At 37.8% G+C, this 18,447-nt stretch carries 12 protein-coding genes; 11 read left to right on the top strand and 1 reads right to left on the bottom strand.

Annotation, left to right across the window (positions count from 1 at the left end; all coding sequences use genetic code 11):
• Positions 1–16: 16 nt before the first annotated feature.
• From IGJ63_RS08865 to asnS, 8 genes are all read left to right on the top strand, one after another.
• Positions 17–1,735, top strand: coding sequence for a proline--tRNA ligase (locus IGJ63_RS08865; RefSeq protein ID WP_016614512.1), 1,719 nt, complete (start codon positions 17–19; stop codon positions 1,733–1,735).
• Between the two features lie 250 nt (positions 1,736–1,985).
• A complete protein-coding gene (locus tag IGJ63_RS08860; protein ID WP_002408801.1) occupies positions 1,986–6,341 on the top strand; it encodes a PolC-type DNA polymerase III in 4,356 nt (1,451 codons plus the stop codon).
• 210 nt (positions 6,342–6,551) lie between these two features.
• A complete protein-coding gene (locus IGJ63_RS08855; RefSeq protein ID WP_010816652.1) occupies positions 6,552–8,009 on the top strand; it encodes an amino acid permease in 1,458 nt (485 codons plus the stop codon).
• A 219-nt stretch (positions 8,010–8,228) separates the two neighbouring features.
• The gene (locus IGJ63_RS08850; protein WP_438746301.1) at positions 8,229–9,581 is read left to right on the top strand and encodes a hypothetical protein; all 1,353 of its coding nucleotides are present in this window, start codon (positions 8,229–8,231) and stop codon (positions 9,579–9,581) included.
• Between the two features lie 180 nt (positions 9,582–9,761).
• A complete protein-coding gene (locus IGJ63_RS08845; RefSeq protein ID WP_033600656.1) occupies positions 9,762–12,551 on the top strand; it encodes an ATP-dependent DNA helicase DinG in 2,790 nt (929 codons plus the stop codon).
• A 75-nt stretch (positions 12,552–12,626) separates the two neighbouring features.
• Entirely contained in the window at positions 12,627–13,145 is a 519-nt protein-coding gene (locus IGJ63_RS08840) for a cell wall elongation regulator TseB-like domain-containing protein (RefSeq protein ID WP_002382785.1), read from the top strand.
• A gap of 38 nt (positions 13,146–13,183) precedes the next feature.
• A complete protein-coding gene (locus IGJ63_RS08835) occupies positions 13,184–14,383 on the top strand; it encodes a pyridoxal phosphate-dependent aminotransferase (RefSeq protein WP_010715361.1) in 1,200 nt (399 codons plus the stop codon).
• A 16-nt stretch (positions 14,384–14,399) separates the two neighbouring features.
• On the top strand, positions 14,400–15,752 hold the full coding sequence (asnS, locus tag IGJ63_RS08830; protein WP_002376912.1) for an asparagine--tRNA ligase: 1,353 nt from the start codon (positions 14,400–14,402) through the stop codon (positions 15,750–15,752).
• A gap of 45 nt (positions 15,753–15,797) precedes the next feature.
• On the opposite strand, the gene IGJ63_RS08825 is transcribed toward asnS, so the two are convergent.
• The gene (locus IGJ63_RS08825; protein WP_101731713.1) at positions 15,798–16,757 is read right to left on the bottom strand and encodes a Gfo/Idh/MocA family protein; all 960 of its coding nucleotides are present in this window, start codon (positions 16,755–16,757) and stop codon (positions 15,798–15,800) included.
• Between the two features lie 166 nt (positions 16,758–16,923).
• On the opposite strand from IGJ63_RS08825, the gene IGJ63_RS08820 reads away from it, so the two are divergent.
• The 3 genes from IGJ63_RS08820 (at position 16,924) to IGJ63_RS08810 (ending at position 18,428) form a co-directional block, all read left to right on the top strand.
• On the top strand, positions 16,924–17,448 hold the full coding sequence (locus IGJ63_RS08820; protein ID WP_002382789.1) for a hypothetical protein: 525 nt from the start codon (positions 16,924–16,926) through the stop codon (positions 17,446–17,448).
• A gap of 59 nt (positions 17,449–17,507) precedes the next feature.
• Complete coding sequence (locus tag IGJ63_RS08815; protein ID WP_002384259.1) at positions 17,508–17,687, top strand: hypothetical protein; 180 nt, start codon at positions 17,508–17,510, stop codon at positions 17,685–17,687.
• Positions 17,688–17,786: 99 nt separating this feature from the next.
• A complete protein-coding gene (locus IGJ63_RS08810; RefSeq protein WP_002366997.1) occupies positions 17,787–18,428 on the top strand; it encodes a glycoside hydrolase family 73 protein in 642 nt (213 codons plus the stop codon).
• The last annotated feature ends 19 nt before the right edge of the window (positions 18,429–18,447 follow it).

The following is an 18,447-nucleotide window of genomic DNA, read 5'->3' as shown; positions in this document are numbered from 1 at the left end:
ATAGAGGAGAGTTTTAATGAAACAGTCAAAAATGTTAATTCCAACGTTAAGAGAAGTACCAAATGATGCAGAAGTCTTAAGTCATCAAATTCTGTTGCGCGCAGGCTATATTCGTCAAGTCGCTGCAGGGATCTATTCTTATTTACCTTTAGCCAATCGTGTTTTAGAAAAATTAAAAACGATTATGCGAGAAGAATTTGAGAAAATTGATGCAGTTGAAATGTTAATGCCTGCGTTATTACCCGCAGAACTTTGGAAAGAATCAGGCCGTTATGAAACTTATGGACCTAACTTGTATCGCTTAAAAGATCGCAATGACCGTGACTATATCTTAGGCCCAACGCATGAAGAAACCTTCACAGAATTAATTCGTGATGAAATCAATTCTTACAAACGATTACCTTTGAATTTATACCAAATTCAAACAAAATATCGTGATGAAAAACGCCCGCGTTCTGGCTTATTAAGAGGCCGTGAATTTATCATGAAAGATGGCTATTCTTTCCATGCCGATGAAGCTAGTTTAGATCAATCATACCGTGATTACGAAAAAGCTTACTCACGCATTTTTGAACGCTGTGGACTAGAATTCCGTGCCATTATTGGGGACGGTGGTGCCATGGGTGGTAAAGATTCTAAAGAATTTATGGCGATTTCTGAAATTGGGGAAGATACTATTTGCTATTCAACAGAAAGTGATTATGCTGCCAATTTAGAAATGGCAACAAGTCTTTATACGCCGAAAAAATCCCATGAAACACAATTAGATTTAGAAAAAATTGCAACACCAGAAGTGGGTACAATTGCCGAAGTGGCAAACTTCTTTGAAGTTGAGCCACAACGTATTATTAAATCAGTACTATTTATTGCCGATGAAGAGCCAGTAATGGTCTTGGTTCGTGGCGATCATGATGTCAATGATGTCAAATTGAAAAACTTCTTAGGCGCTGATTTCCTAGATGAAGCAACAGAAGAAGATGCTCGCCGTGTCTTAGGAGCTGGCTTTGGTTCAATTGGTCCAGTCAATGTTGCCAAAGATGTTAAAATTTATGCAGATTTAGCTGTTCAAGATTTAGCCAACGCCATTGTTGGGGCTAACGAAGATGGCTATCATTTGACAAATGTAAATCCAGATCGTGACTTCCAACCAATTAGTTACGAAGATTTACGCTTTGTTCAAGAAGGCGATCCTTCTCCTGATGGCAATGGTGTCTTAGCCTTTACCAAAGGAATCGAAATTGGTCACATCTTTAAATTAGGAACGCGTTATAGTGATGCTATGGGCGCAACAGTTTTAGATGAAAACGGTCGTGAAAAATCAGTGATCATGGGTTGCTATGGCATCGGCGTTAGTCGTTTACTTTCAGCAATCGTTGAACAAAATGCAGACGAGCGCGGTATTAATTGGCCAACAGGAATTGCGCCATTTGATTTACACGTGGTCCAAATGAATGTGAAAGATGAGTATCAAACAAAACTATCACAAGAAGTTGAAGCAATGATGACCGAAGCAGGCTACGAAGTATTAGTTGATGACCGCAATGAGCGCGCAGGCGTAAAATTTGCTGATGCTGATTTAATTGGTTGTCCAATCCGTATCACAGTCGGGAAAAAAGCAGTCGATGGTGTGGTAGAAGTCAAAATTAAACGTACTGGTGAAATGTTAGAAGTACGCAAAGAAGAATTAGAAAGCACACTTTCTATTTTGATGAACACAACATCAGAAGCGGAATAATAATGAAAAGGGCAGACAGAATGATTAAGATAAACTGTTTCCGCCACTTATCAGCGTTTAAGCTTGAAGCAAAAATCTAAAGTGATTTTTGTTTCAAGCTCTTCTTAGCTCTTTTTAGAAAAGAAACAAGATTGTTTTTTTACAAAAAACGAGTATACTTAATAGAGAAGCGAATGCAGAGAAACCGAAAAAAGGCACTTGACAGATTTGTCTGAGGGCCTTTTTTCAATGATAGAAGGAGGTTCATTTTGTGACAGAAAAAGCACGCGATTTATTTGATAAACTGATGACGCAAATTCAGTTAGATGACACAGCGAAAGAACATCCCTTAATTCAAAATGGCCGGATTGACAAGGTCATTGTTCACCAACAAAGTCGCTTATGGGAATTTCATTTAAGTTTTGATGAATTGATGCCAGTGATGCTATATCAAACATTTATGCAACAATTGGAACTAGCTTTTCAACAAATTGCGCAGGTTTCCGTTCAAATAACCACAAATCAGACAACATTTACTGAGGAACAATTAACGGATTATTGGCAGTTGGCCTTGTTAAATAGTCAATGCAATACGCCGTTAGTTCAGAAAGTCTTAAAAACACAGACACCACAATTTGAAGATCGGAAAATTATTTTACCTGTTGATAATGAAGCAGTTATTCCTTATTTGAAGCAACAATATTTACCAATTATTGAGGAACTTTATTTCTCTTACGGGTTTCCTAAATTTCATATTGAACCAAAAATGGATCAACAGCAAGCTGCAGAAGTGCTGAAAAAGTTTGAAGAGCAAAAATTAGAACAAGCCGCAGCCTTTCAACAACAAGCTGCTGAATCGCTTGTTAAACATGAACAAATGAAAAAAGAAAAAAAACAACAAGCGCCTGCGTTTGATGGTCCAATTCGTTTAGGTCGGAATATTCCCAATGATGAACCCATTATGCCAATGGGAAATATACTGGAAGAAGAACGTCGGATAACTATTGAAGGCTTTATTTTTGATAAAGAAGTGCGTGAATTGCGTTCTAAACGAAAAATTTTAATTTTGAAAATAACTGATTATACTTCCTCTTTCGTGGTGAAGAAATTTTCGAATGGGGAAAAAGATGAACAAGTTTTTGATGCGATTCAACCACAAAGTTGGATTCGTGTTCGTGGTAGTGTACAAGAAGATACCTTCATGCGTGATTTAGTCATGAATGCTCAAGATTTGATGGAAGTCGCCCATGCGCCAAGAAAAGACTACGCGCCAGAAGGTGAAAAACGTGTAGAATTACACATGCATAGTAACATGAGTACAATGGATGCGACCAATAAAGTCGGTGACTTGGTGGCGCAAGCGGGGAAATGGGGTCACAAGGCCATCGCAATTACGGATCATGGCGGCGCCCAAGCGTTTCCTGATGCCCATGCTGCAGGTAAAAAAGCAGGCGTTAAAATTTTATACGGCGTGGAAGCTAATATTGTTGATGATGGTGTACCCATTGCTTACAACGAAGAACATATTGAATTAACAGATGCTACCTATGTGGTCTTTGACGTGGAAACAACGGGGCTTTCCGCTGTTTATGATACCATTATTGAATTGGCCGCTGTCAAAATGCACAAAGGAAATGTCATTGAGACATTTGAGCAATTTATTGATCCTGGCCATCCATTATCTCAAACAACGATCAATTTAACTGGGATTACAGATGAAATGGTGCGCGGTTCAAAATCCGAAGAAGAAGTTTTACGCATGTTTAAAGAGTTTTCAGAAGGAACTATTTTAGTGGCCCACAACGCTTCTTTTGATATGGGGTTCTTAAATACAAGTTATGGCAAACATGGAATACCTGAAGCGGCTAATCCCGTCATCGATACATTAGAATTATCCAGATTCTTGTATCCACATTTCAAAAGCCATCGTCTAAATACCTTATCGAAAAAATTTGGCGTCAACTTAGAACAACATCACCGCGCCATCTATGACTCGGAATCAACGGGTCATTTGTGCTGGATTTTCTTAAAAGAAGCGAAAGAGAATCATGATATGCATTTCCATGATGATTTGAATCGTCATATTGGCGAAGGAGACTCATACAAACGAGCTCGGCCTTTCCATGCAACGATTTTAGCAACAACTCAAGCAGGATTAAAAAATCTTTTTAAATTGATTTCGATGTCCAATGTAGATTATTTTTTCCGAGTACCACGGATTCCTCGTTCGCAATTATCGAAGTTAAGAGAAGGGCTTTTAATCGGTTCCGCATGTTCAAACGGCGAAATTTTTGAAGCAATGATGCAAAAAGGTGTCGAAGAAGCAAAAAATCGTGCCAAATTCTACGATTATATTGAAGTTATGCCCAAACCAGTTTACGCGCCATTAATTGAACAAGAATTGGTGAAAAATGAAGCAGATTTGGAAGAAATTATTAGTAATCTAGTGAAAATCGGTGACGAACTTGGCAAGCTGGTTGTCGCCACTGGAAATGTTCATTATTTAAATGAAGAAGATGCCATCTATCGGAAAATTTTAGTCGGGTCTATGGGTGGCGCTAATCCGTTAAATCGCCATAGTTTACCAAAGGTTCATTTCAGAACCACCGATGAAATGTTAACGGAATTTCAATTTTTAGGACAAGACGTCGCTAAGCGAATTGTAGTAGAAAATCCCAACAAAGTCGCTGATTTATGTGAAGAAGTTATTCCAGTAAAAGACGATTTGTATACGCCGAAAATTCCTGGGTCTGAACAAGAAATCACTGATTTAAGCTACAATCGTGCGCGCGAATTGTATGGCGATCCTTTACCAGAAATTGTCGAAAAACGGTTAGAAAAGGAACTGAATTCGATTAACGGAAATGGTTTCTCGGTCATTTATTTAATTTCTCAAAAACTGGTGCATAAAAGTAATGAAGATGGCTATTTAGTTGGTTCACGGGGCTCTGTCGGTTCGAGTTTTGTTGCGACAATGACAGGGATTACTGAAGTAAATCCTTTAGCGCCACATTATTATTGTCCTGAGTGTCAATATTCTGAGTTCTATGAAGATGGTTCCTATGGTTCAGGGTTTGATATGCCTGAAAAAGCCTGTCCAAAATGTGGCGCTCGATTGTTTAAAGATGGTCACGATATTCCTTTTGAAACGTTCTTAGGGTTCCATGGCGACAAAGTTCCCGATATCGATTTGAACTTTTCTGGCGATTATCAAGCCGAAGCCCATAACTACACGAAAGTTCTTTTTGGTGAAGAATATGTTTACCGGGCAGGAACCATTGGTACAGTAGCCGACAAAACAGCGTATGGCTTTGTTAAAGGATATGAAAGAGATCATAATTTACATTTGCGCGGCGCTGAAATTGATCGCTTAGCTAAAGGTTCAACAGGGGTTAAACGGACGACTGGGCAGCATCCCGGCGGTATTATTGTAATTCCTGATTACATGGATGTTTATGACTTTACGCCAATTCAATACCCTGCTGATGATCAAGAGGCAGAATGGAAAACGACGCACTTTGATTTCCATTCCATTCACGATAATATTTTAAAACTTGATATTCTGGGACATGATGATCCAACCGTGATTCGGATGTTACAAGATTTATCTGGGATTGAGCCAAAAACCATCCCAACAGACGATCCAGAAGTGATGCGTATTTTTGAAGGACCTGAGGTTCTAGGTGTGGATGCAGAGCAAATTTATTCTAAAACAGGAACGTTAGGAATTCCTGAATTTGGGACACGTTTCGTTCGAGGTATGTTAGAACAGACCCATCCATCAACTTTTGCAGAATTACTTCAAATTTCTGGACTGTCTCACGGAACCGATGTGTGGCTAGGGAATGCAGAAGAGTTGATTCGCCGTGGCGAAGCCAATCTTGCTGAAGTAATTGGTTGTCGTGATGATATCATGGTTTATTTAATTCATGCTGGTTTGGACAGTGGGATGGCCTTTAAGATTATGGAAACGGTACGTAAAGGACAATGGAATAAGATTCCTGATGAACTACGGGATACGTATTTAAATGCGATGAAGGAAAACAACGTCCCTGACTGGTATATTGATTCTTGTTCTAAAATTAAATATATGTTCCCGAAAGCCCATGCGGCAGCATACGTATTAATGGCATTGCGGGTCGCTTACTTTAAAGTTTATTTCCCAATCTTATATTACTGTGCATTTTTCTCCGTTCGGGCGGATGACTTTGACTTAGTGGCAATGTCACAAGGGAAAGAAGCTGTGAAAGCACGAATGAAAGAAATTACGGACAAGGGGATGGACGCCTCCACTAAAGAGAAAAACTTATTAACGGTTTTAGAATTATGTAATGAAATGTTGGAACGGGGCTATAAATTTGGTATGATTGATTTGTACAAATCAGATGCTGAAAATTTTGTGATTGAAGGGGATACCTTGATTGCACCTTTCCGAGCAGTGCCAAGTTTAGGACTCAACGTAGCGAAAGCCATTGTTGCTGCGCGAGAAGAGCAACCGTTCTTATCGAAAGAAGATTTGGCAACACGAGGCAAAGTTTCTAAAACGTTGATTGAATACATGAATGAAAATGGTGTCTTAAAAGACTTGCCAGATGAAAACCAATTATCATTATTTGATATGTTATAAAAGAAAAATCTTTTAGAAGAAGGCCGGTGAAGCAACTTATTCACCGGCTTTTTTTAGTCATCAAATAAATTAGAAAATCATTACTAGAAGCGTTTTAATTACTTATTAAAAAGCCATCTTTATTTAATTATATTGAGCTTGTGCATAAAAAGTAAAATGCTTATGATAAATGAAGAGCTTTATTTTTTTTATAAGAAAGGAATTGGTTATATGGACAAAAAGCAATTACGATGGTTCACCGTCGGGTTAATTGCCTTTAACATGGTCTGGGGTCTTGGAAATGTTGTGAATAATTATGCACAACAAGGGACTTCAGTGGTCACTTCATGGCTTTTGATTTTAGTTTTATATTTTATTCCCTATGCGTTAATCGTAGGACAGTTAGGTTCAACATTTAAAGACAGTAATGGTGGGGTTAGTTCGTGGGTGCAAAACACCAGTACTAAACGTCTAGCCTATTATGCAGCATGGACTTATTGGGTAGTGCACATTCCTTACTTGGCACAAAAACCACAAGCAATTTTAATTGCCTTAGGTTGGGCAGTTCAAGGGAATGGAAACTTAGTCAATACGATGCCAATCGTAACGGTATCATTTATTTCATTAATAATTTTCTTGGTTTTCTTGTTATTATCAACGAAAGGGTTAACCACCTTAAAAGTTATTGGTGGTTTAGCTGGAACCGCCATGTTTGTGATGTCTATTTTATTCATTTTATTAGCGGTAGGCGCACCATTTATTAATTCAACGGTTGAATTTGCGACGCCAAACATGTCACAAGTCAGCACTTACATTCCTAAATTTGACTTTAGTTATTTTACAACCGTATCAATGTTAGTTTTTGCGGTAGGTGGCGCTGAAAAAATTTCTCCTTACGTAAATGCAACTAAAAATCCAGCCAAAGAGTTCCCTAAAGGAATGATTTTCCTAGCAGCAATGGTTGGTTTATCGGCTGTTTTAGGTTCATTTGCAATGGGAATGTTATTCTCAAGTGACAATATTCCTAAAGATTTAATGGCAAATGGTGCCTACAGTGCCTTCCAAAAATTAGGCGCATATTATGGTGTCGGTAATCTCTTAATGATTGTTTATGCTTTGACGAATACAGTGGGTCAAGTGGCTGCGTTAGCCTTTTCAATTGATGCTCCACTGAAAATTCTTTTAGCTGAAGCAGATCCAGAATTTGTTCCAAGTTGGTTACGCAAACGTACGAAAAAAGGTACGTTAATTAATGGTTACCTATTAACAGGTATTTTAGTAAGTATTATTATCGCTTTACCGATGTTTGGGTTGAAGGACATGAACGAAGTGGTTAAATGGCTAACTAACTTAAATTCTGTAGTTATGCCAATGCGTTACTTGTGGGTCTTCTTTGCCTATATGCTTCTAAACAAAGCATACAAACAATTTAATTCAGAATATAAATTTGTTAAAAATCCTAAAATTGGTTTTGTGTTTGGTCTCTGGTGTTTCCTATTTACAGCCTTTGCTTGTATCCTAGGAATGGTGCCTAAATTTGAGTATGCCTCAGACCCTCAAGGCTGGTTGTTCCAATTAGCTTCTAACATTGTAACACCAATCGTCTTAATTCTATTAGGAATGATTTTACCAGCAATTGCACGTCGCGAGAAAAAAGACACGATTTTGCCAATTGATTCAGCAGAATAATTGGTTACATGTTTCAAGGATAAAATAGTCAGTTTAAGTATTTTTCGTGAGATAAATGGTCAATAGGACTGTTTGTCTCACGTTTTTTTTCTGTCGATTTTTCTCTAAAATTTCTATTGTCTCTTAAAAATATGAGAAAATCAGAAGAATTTCTCCTGTATACTAAAGGTATCTATCATTAAAAAATGGTTATTAACGGAGAAAAAGGAAGTGAACCTCATGACTAAAACACTTGAAACACAACCAGAAGAGAAAACGGTCTTTCTTTGTAAAGAAACGAATCCAGATTTTTTAGGACGAGAAATTTATGCGGATAATGTTGAAACACCGTATAATTTTTACTTAATTCGCAAGCTTTATTTAGCGAAAGAGTACCAAAATTTAGCAGAAGGGGAACAATTTTTTGAGGCTTTATGTGAAAGTTGGGATGAATCAGAACAGTTTGAAGAGTTAATTGTTAAAAAGATTTATGTCTATGTTGAAACGGAGTTAATGTACTACACTGTTTATTTTGGAAGCTTTGAGCCGACCACTCGTGACTTACGATTCGCACTGAAACAATGGATGTATGAAATACCGACAACTAAAAATAAAAAAACAGTCCGTATGAATGAAACCAATGTGCAAGTAGTGCCGCAAGAAAATCAATTAACGGAATTAGCTGGTGAAATTGCTGTCTTACGTGAAATGTTGACACTTTTAAAAGAAAATTTAGCCTCCTTGAATGAAGCCGTTAATCAAACGAGAAATCCCGTCATTTCTAGACAAATAAAAACGATCCATTTGAAAAGAGCTTCTCCTGTGATAGCCGCAGAACAGGCATCTCTGAAAATATCAGAGGATACTAATCCGGAACAACCAGACGTCAATCTCTCGCCTGATAATCTGGAAAAGCAAGAAGTTGAAACTACTGTAGCACCAAGTGAAGCAGTGCTTCCTGTTAACAAACCAGCGCTTGAAGAATCAGCGAAAGAACCAGTGTTATCTGAACCAGTGCCATTTGAAGAAGCGCTGCCAGAAGAACCTCAAGAAAACCAGCAGAGCACCGCGGCAAAACCTTTATTTACTTTTCTACAAGAAACAGAAAAAAGCTCGCTAAATTCAGTGAATGATTCTGCTGAAAAAGAAGCTGTCTCTATGGAAAGTGAGGAAGAAAATTCATCAAGTCGGACAATTCCTGCAGACTTTCAACGACAATTGGACGAATTAGAAGAGGAAATTTATCGTCGCTTTATGAGTCGCCAGTTAGAGGATACTGATGGAAATCAAGCAGTTCCGAAAATAACGATTGAAAAAAGACAGTTAGAAGCACAAATGCTTGAAGCAAAAGCATTCTCACAATCATTTAAACAAGTTCAAAAGAAAAAGGCAGGAGACGTGCGAATTTGCAATCAGTTAAGTTGTATAAAATTAGAAAAAGGATTAGATAAATTTTTAGACGAAGTTACAGAATATGTTGAAAAGCGGACCCTATTTAATAAAAAGGTTCGTTGTCCGCTCCCAGTAATCAGAGAATTGGAAGGCTATGGGCAATTAAACCAGTATATGCAGAAAATCCTTGACTGTTATTAATCGTTTATTTAGGAGAAGGTAAGACAAAACCGTTCAGTTTATCAGCTTTTAAGCCTGAAACAAAAATCACTTTGGATTTTTGTTTCAGGCTCTTTCTTATTATCTCTGGAAAAGATTTCAAGAGAATTTTTGAAATACTAGTGAAAATCCTATAAATTGTAGTATAATTTTCAAAGATGAATGAAAGGCGTGAAGTCATTGAAAGACAAACAAGTGTATGCAGTAGTTGACCTTGAGACGACTGGAACAGATCCTACAAGTGATCGGATCATTCAGTTTGGATGCGTTCTCGTTCAAGATGGAAAGATTATTGCGAACTTTGCGACAGATGTGAATCCCAATCAAGTAGTACCAAAACAAATTCAAAGTTTAACTGGGATTAGTAATACGCAAGTTCAAAAAGCGCCTTATTTTGAAGATGTAGCACATACAATTTATCATTATCTGGAAGATACTATTTTTGTGGCGCATAACGTCCACTTTGATTATAATTTTTTAGCTCGTGAACTGGTACGGTGTGGCACGCCGCCACTTACCATTCCAGCCATTGATACAGTGGAATTGGCACAGATTTTTTTACCGACAGAAAAAAGTTTCCGTTTAAGTGATTTGTCGGAAAGTTTAGGTTTGTCTCATGAGAATCCCCATCAAGCAGATAGTGATGCGCAGGTTACAGCCGAACTTTTGTTATTAATTCAAGAAAAAATGAAATCTTTACCATTAGTCACTATGGAAAAAATTGCGGAATTAAGTCAACAGACAGCGCGGGAAACCAGTGCCTTTATTCAACAAACGTATGAACAAATGAAAAAACAAGTCACACCATTAAATCCAGCTTATCAAGTGGTCAGTGGCATTGCTTTACGCAAAAAAGAAGTTCCTCTTTTTGAAGAAACGTTCTATCAGACTAGCACGTATCCCAAAACTAAAAAAGCCAAAGAAAAACTGTTTGGCGAACGTTTCGCTTATCGTGCGGAACAGAGTCGGATGATGAATTTAGTCTATGATCATTTTACAGAAGGAACGACAAAAGATTTATTTATTGAAGCAGCGACTGGAACGGGAAAAACATTAGGCTATCTGTTGCCGATGAGCTATTTAGCAACGCCAGAAAAACCAGTCATCATTTCAACAGTTTCGATTGTTTTACAAAATCAATTAGTGGAAAAAGATTTACCATTAGCCAATCAAATCTGCCAAGGGAAATTACGAGGTATTGTTATTAAAAGCCATCGACACTATCTTGATTTACAACGCTTTAAGGCAACGTTGAATCAGCCAACTCCGCAAAAACAATACGCTCTTTATCAAATGGGCGTTCTCGTCTGGTTGCTAGAAACAGAAACGGGCGATTTAGATGAACTACAATTGACGAATTTAAATCATTTATTCTGGAAAGAAGTTACACATCGCGGATTGGATTTTCTTTCAAAAAAAGATGAACTTTATGAAGTTGACTTTTTAAGACATCTGTATAAAAAAGTCGCTCAAAGTAACGTGTTGATTGTTAATCATGCATTTTTGGCGCAAGAGTCGCTAAGGAAACAACCGTTATTACCTGAAAGTCCGTGGCTAATTATTGATGAAGCACATCATTTACCAGACATCGCTAGTCGGATGGCGAGCGAACGAGTGAACAGTGTGATACTAAAAAAACAAGTCACACATTTTATTGAAAAAGAACAACTTTTTGTTGCTTTACAGCAAATTTTTCAACAGTTTTCTGAAGAGCAGCGGTTTGTAAAAATTTATCAGCAAGGTTTACTGGATTTTGTGGATGAATGGCAAGATTTTCTTTTTGAATTGCATCGTTTATTTAGTAAAACGCAGAAGCGGATAGACCATCAGGAGTTGCTTTTAACCAAAGAACGTATTGATTATTTATCTGCTGCGGGAGAAAAACATAGTCAAACGCTCCAGCTTTTACTGCAGGAGTTGTTAACTATTCAAAGTAAGTTACAGCAAACAATTATGAGTCAGTTGGAAACCTTTAGTTTGGCTGATCGCATCGTTTTTGTTCGCTTGTTTCAATTTTTTGATGAAATTGAACGTATTCATCACTGTTTTACCATTTATCTTGATGATTGGCGTCCACGTTGGGTAAAAGAATATTTACCACAAAATGAAGACCATGGCTTGATTGAAATTCATGACTTAGAAGCTAGTTTGCTTCCTGAAACAAAGTGGTATCCGCGGTATGAACGAATTATTTATACAAGCGGCACATTGAAGTTTGGCAACAATAAAAAGTATTTACCGCAACGGTTAGGTTTAACAGAGGTGACGTTCAAAACCCTGCCAACGCCATATAACTATGCAGAAAATGCGCGAGTCTATGTACCGGAAGAAGCAGTAGCCATTCAAAATGCCTCTTCCTATGAAATGGGTCAATACATTTCAGATACCATTGAAAAATTGATGGCGCAAGAGGAACGTTCGCTGTTGGTTCTTTTTACTTCGCATGAATTATTGTCCACCGTGTATCATCAAGTCCAGCCGAGATTATTGGAAAAAGGACAAGAGGTCCTCGCCCAAGGGATTAGCGGCAGTCGTGAAAAAATTCTTAAACGGTTCTCTAATGGAAAACCGAATGTCTTGCTAGGAGCCGATAGCTTTTGGGAAGGTGTGGACTTACCAGGAACAGCTTTACAGTTATTGATAGTCACGCGTTTACCTTTTGAAAACCCGAAACGACCACTTGTGCAAGCAAAATATGCGTATTTAGAAGCAGAAGGGATACAACCATTTGCTCAAGAAGCGGTACCGAAAGCAGCCTTACGTTTGCGACAAGCACTGGGCCGTTTAATCCGTTCTGAAGAAGATAGAGGGGCATTGCTGATTCTGGATCGTCGTTTAGTCACTGCAAAATATGGCAAACGATTAATCAAAGCGTTTCCCAAGGGACTCTCAGTAAAAGAAGCGCCCATGCCTGAAATTTTAGAAGAATTAAAGGAATTTTTAAACAAATAATCGATTATTTTTAGGTCATATTTGTGAAAGGCCGCTATTTTTCTGCTATAATAAGACCCAGTAAGTTTAGAGAGGATGGAAGGATTTTTGGAGGAATTAGAAGAAAAGAAAGAGAAGAAACGGATTACTGTCCTTTTAACCCTATTGGCAATCCTTTTAGCAATTCTTGTAACAATAATTATCTTTTTTGTACGAACCAATCAACCAATGGCTCAAGCCAAAAAAGAAGCAACCGCAATTGCCAAAACTTCTGCTAATTTAGAAACAGTTGATAAATTTTACTGGTTTACACGCAAAAATACGTATTTTACTTTAACCGGCAAAAATGATAAAGGCACAGAGATTGTCGTGATTGTCCCTAAATCGGGAGAAAAAGTCACGGTCTTAAATCAAAAAGATGGTCAAACTGAACAACAAATAACAGACATTGTTGCTAAAGCCCATCCCGATGAATCGGTGATGAAAGCTACGTTAGGGCTTTATGATAAGCGCCCTGCATGGGAAGTGGTCACCGAAAATGATCAAGGAGTACTAACATATTATCTTATGAGCTTTGATAAAGGCGAAGAGATCAACGTTGTCAAAGATATTTAATTTAGATAGGTTTTGATGAAAGTGGGAGTGAAAGGTGTATGAACGTATCAAATCGAGCACAGCAATTGACTCCTTCTGTTACATTAGCAGCTGCCGCCAAAGCGAAAGCATTAAAAGCAAAAGGTGTAGATGTTTTAAGCTTAACGGTTGGGGAACCAGATTTTGTAACCCCAAAAAATATTCAAAAAGCAGCAATTGCTTCAATTGAGGATGGAAGAGCAAGTTATTACACACCTTCTGGCGGCATTCCTGAATTAAAGCAAGCAATTGTCTCTTATGTGGAACGAGAATATCAACTTCGTTATCAACCCAAGCAAGTTATTGTGACAGATGGTGCCAAATATGCGCTGTATCTATTATTTCAAGCCATTTTGAACGTTGGGGACGAAGTGATTATCCCTGTCCCTTATTGGGTAAGTTATGGTGAACAAGTCAAGTTAGCAGAAGGCAAGCCAGTGTTTGTATCAAGCACGCAAGAGCAATCATTTAAAGTGTCAGTCGCACAATTAGAAACTGTACGAACGGACAAAACAAAAGCAATCATTTTAAATTCACCATCTAACCCAACTGGTGTTATTTATACGGAAGAAGAATTACGCCAAATTGGTGAATGGGCAGTAGCTCATGATATCCTCATTATTGCAGATGATATTTATGGTCGTTTGGTGTACAATGGACATCGGTTCACACCAATTGCAACCATCTCAGAAGCAATTCGCCAACAGACAATCATTATTAATGGCGTTTCCAAAACATATGCAATGACAGGCTGGCGCATTGGTTTTGCAGTCGGGGATGAAAAAATTATTCAAGCAATGACACAACTCGCTTCACAATCCACCAGTAATCCAGTCGCAGTTAGCCAATATGCGGCAATTGAGGCTTTAACAGGTGAACAGTCGACAGTTGAAGACATGCGTCAGGCCTTTGAAAAACGCCTAAATCATATCTATCCAAAAGTAGCAGCTTTGCCAGGCGTTTCGCTAATAAAACCTGAAGGCGCCTTTTATCTATTCCCGAATGTCAAAAAAACGTTAGAAATTTGTGGGTATGATAACGTGACTAACTGGGTGGAAGATTTATTACAAGAAGCGCATGTTGCTCTGGTAACGGGAGAGGGCTTTGGTGCACCAGAACATGTGCGGATGAGCTATGCGACAGATTTAATGACGTTAGAAAAAGCGATTGAGCGAATGAATGACTTTATAGAAAAGAAACGAATTCAGCACAACGCGTAAAAGAATAAACTAAGAAATGAACGGAGAGACAAACGTGGAACAAATTCAAATTATTGATTCAAACAAACATGTTGGAGAAACAGTAAAAATTGGCGCTTGGATTGCTAACAAACGCTCAAGCGGAAAAATTGCCTTTTTACAATTACGTGACGGGACAGCCTTTTTTCAAGGTGTCGTGTTCAAACCAAACTTCATTGAAGCCTTTGGTGAAGAAGCTGGTACAGAAAAATTCCAAGAAATTAAACACTTATCACAAGAAACAGCAGTCATGGTTACTGGTGTTATCAAAGAAGATAGCCGTTCTAAATTCGGCTATGAAATGGATATCACTGATTTAGAAGTCGTTGGCGCTTCAGAAGATTACCCAATTACGCCGAAAGAACACGGCACAGATTTCTTAATGGATCATCGTCATTTATGGTTACGTTCAAGCAAACAACATGCGATCATGTTAGTTCGTAACGAAATTATTCGTGCTACTTACGAGTTCTTTAACGAACAAGGATTCATTAAAATTGATAGCCCAATTTTAACTGGCTCAGCACCAGAAGGCACAACAGAATTATTTGAAACAGATTACTTCGGACAACCAGCATTCTTATCACAAACAGGTCAATTATATGCAGAAGCTGGTGCGATGGCATTTGGAAAAGTCTTTACTTTTGGACCAACCTTCCGCGCGGAAAAATCCAAAACTCGTCGTCACTTAACGGAATTCTGGATGATTGAACCAGAAATGGCATACACAACTCATGAAGAATCACTAGATATTCAAGAAGCCTACGTAAAACATTTAATTAAATCAGTATTGAAAAATCAACAATATCCATTGGATGTTTTAGAACGTGATACAGCTTTACTGGAAAAATATGTTTCGGAACCATTCAAACGTATTACTTACGATGATGCGATTGAGTTATTACAAAAAGAAGAAGCAAACAATGATTATGATCACATTGAATGGGGCGAAGACTTTGGTAGCCCACATGAAACTTTTATTTCAAATTACTATGGCGTTCCAACATTCATTTTAAATTATCCAAAAGCAATTAAAGCCTTCTATATGAAACCACATCCAACACGTGAAGATGTTGTAATTTGTGCCGATTTAATTGCGCCAGAAGGTTATGGTGAAATTATCGGTGGTTCAGAGCGTGCAACTGATTATGATTATTTGAAAGAAAAAGTAGCTGAGTTTGGCTTATCTGAAGAAGAATACAGCTGGTATTTAGATTTACGTAAATACGGTTCTGTGCCACATTCTGGCTTCGGATTAGGTTTAGAACGTGCTGTTACGTTCATTACTGGTAATGAACACATTCGTGAAGCGATTCCGTTCCCACGTATGTTAAACCGTATTTATCCATAGAGAACAATAAAAAAAAGAACTTCAGCAAAAGCCGAAGTTCTTTTTTTAATTCTGCCATAATTTTTGCATCTGGTCCAAAATATCAATGACTTCTGTCGTGAAAAATAAGGAGCGGTTGGGTTGAGTACCTTTGATTGCTTCAACCATATTGTAGATTTCATAATTCATGGCTTCAGCTGAGTACCCAGAAACGATGGTCTCAACCGTACCGTCATTGTAGTGAACAATCGCTTCATCTGCACGTGGATAATCTGTAATGGTAATATAGGCATCTTCAAAAGCAACAATTCCTTGCTTTGGCATTTTTGCTTGGAATGTTAATGAAATAGTCGCCAACTCATTTTCTTTATTCCGAAGCAATGTCACCGATTGTTCATCAACACCAGTAGAGAAGGGAAACATGCTAGAAGCTAAAACGTCTGGCTGTGAGCTGAGAAACCAACGAGCAAACGAAACCGCATAAGTACCAATATCTAACAATGCGCCGCCTGCTAAGTCAGGATTAAAAAAGCGATTTTTAGGATCGGGTTCTTTGTAACTTCCAAATGGTGCTTGAATCATTTTTAACTGACCAAATTTGCCAGCATCCATCAAGCGACGTAATTCGTCGTATAGTGGCATGTTAAAAATAGTCATGGCTTCTGCTAAAATAAGGTCATTTTTTTCTGCAACTGCCAAGGCTTGTTTTAATTCTGCCGCGTTCATCGTAATAGCTTTTTCACACAACACATGTTTTCCGGCCTGGAGCGCTTTTAAAATGTGTTCAGCATGTTGTTTATTTGGTACTGCTATATAGACAACATCGATTGTTTCATCTGCTAGCAATTCTTCATAAGAACCATAGGCTTTAGGGATTGAATAATCAGCGGCAAATTGTTCTGCTTTAGTCAATGTCCGCGAAGCAACAGCTGCAAGTTGGCTAGTTTCTTGTTTAAACGTTGAAGCAAATTCGTGGGCAATCCCACCTAATCCGACGATGCCCCATTGATATAATTTTTTTGTCAAAAGAAGTCCTCCTAATCTATGCAATTTCTTCAAATCTTCTTCATTATTTATTATACTGTAAACAAGAGAAATTAGAAAACAAGGACAATTTTGTAAATATGATAAAATCCAGAGATAAAAAGATGCTTTTTTTAGAGAATTTCAGTAAAATAGAAAATGGAGGCGAATGATTATGCATCAAGTTTATGTAGATATTATTGTTGACGCAATTATTGAACAGTACCAAACAGAAGAAAATTTTTACTCCGCTTATCAAATTCAAGCAGCCGATTGGCAAGCTTGGAAAGAAGGCCAATTTGGTTTGGACAATGAAGTTATGCAAAAAATTAAGAATTTGTTTACGGATTATGAGTGGATGCTGACTCAAAAAATACTCCGCCAAACCATCTTATTTCCGGAAAAACGTAACCTAGCTGTTTCGGAATATAAACGGTTAAAAACAACAATTGCCAAAAAATGGCTACAATCTGATTTGGGCGTTGTAGAATTGATTCCTAACAATAAACAGGAACAAGAAATTGCTGCTGGTTATATCGATTTGAAAGTGACGCTGGCCTATGGTGAATGGGGTTTTGATGACATTATTACATTCCGGTTACCAGCTACGATTCAACGACAATTGGAAGGTTCAAAAGTTGAATTATTAGATTGGGTCAATGAAAATCTGATGGATACTTACGTAGGTGAATAACGAATAGGAAGGATGGTCTTTTGAAATACACAATTGCTGGGATTTTATCTGTGATTATTATGTTTGGTGCGGTAATTTTTGTCTTTTTTGGCAAAAAGCCAGTTGAAGAATCTGTTCACACATCAACTGAAACAACAGTGAAATCATCCACTAAAATTTCTGAAAGTAGTACAGTTTCTTCAACTGCTACCACTGAATCAAGTACTGAAATCACGAGCGTAAGCAGTGATGAAAGTTGATAATTTTCTGTGAAAATGATACAATTGTTCGGTTATAGTAACAAATGAAATCAATCACGAAAGTGAAAGATAGTGAAACATTTTATCGGAAAATAAAAGATGAAGTGGGGAATTAATGAAGTGAGCAACTATCAGAAAAAAAGAAAAAAGCAGCTGAATTTGCCAAAGTTATTCTTAGGCGTAGTTGTCGTCGGTTTGGCCTTTGTCTTTTCGTTATCTGTCCTTTCTGATTCAGATAAGGGACAAAGCGAGTCAGTCAATCGCCAAAATGAAAACATCTCAAAAGAAGAATTTGTTGCTGAAATCACACCGTATGCACGTGAATTACAAGAATCTTACGGGGTGTTACCAAGTATTATTATGGGGCAAGCAGTTTTAGAATCAAATTTTGGACAAAGTCAATTAGCATCGAAATATAACAATCTTTTTGGGATTAAAGCATATGGCAATCAACCAAAAGTCAATTTAGAAACAAAAGAGTATGTCAATGAGGTCTGGATTACGATTCAGGGTGATTTTCGAGTTTATGACAATTGGGAAGAATCCATGCGAGATCATACCAAGTTATTTGTTGATGGGGTCGATTGGGATCCAAATTTATATGAAAAAGTCTTGTTAGCCAAAAATTATAAAGAGGCCGCACAAGCGCTTCAAGATGCTGGATACGCAACGGATCCTACATACGCTGATAAGATCATTCATGTAATTGAAGAATACAATTTAAATAAATACGACCGTTAAGCATGGAGGAACGATGACA

This window comes from Enterococcus sp. DIV1375a (assembly GCF_051712205.1).
GTDB lineage: Bacteria > Bacillota > Bacilli > Lactobacillales > Enterococcaceae > Enterococcus > Enterococcus faecalis.
Note: the sequence above shows the minus strand (reverse complement) of the source record. Positions and strands in the feature narration are given on the sequence as shown.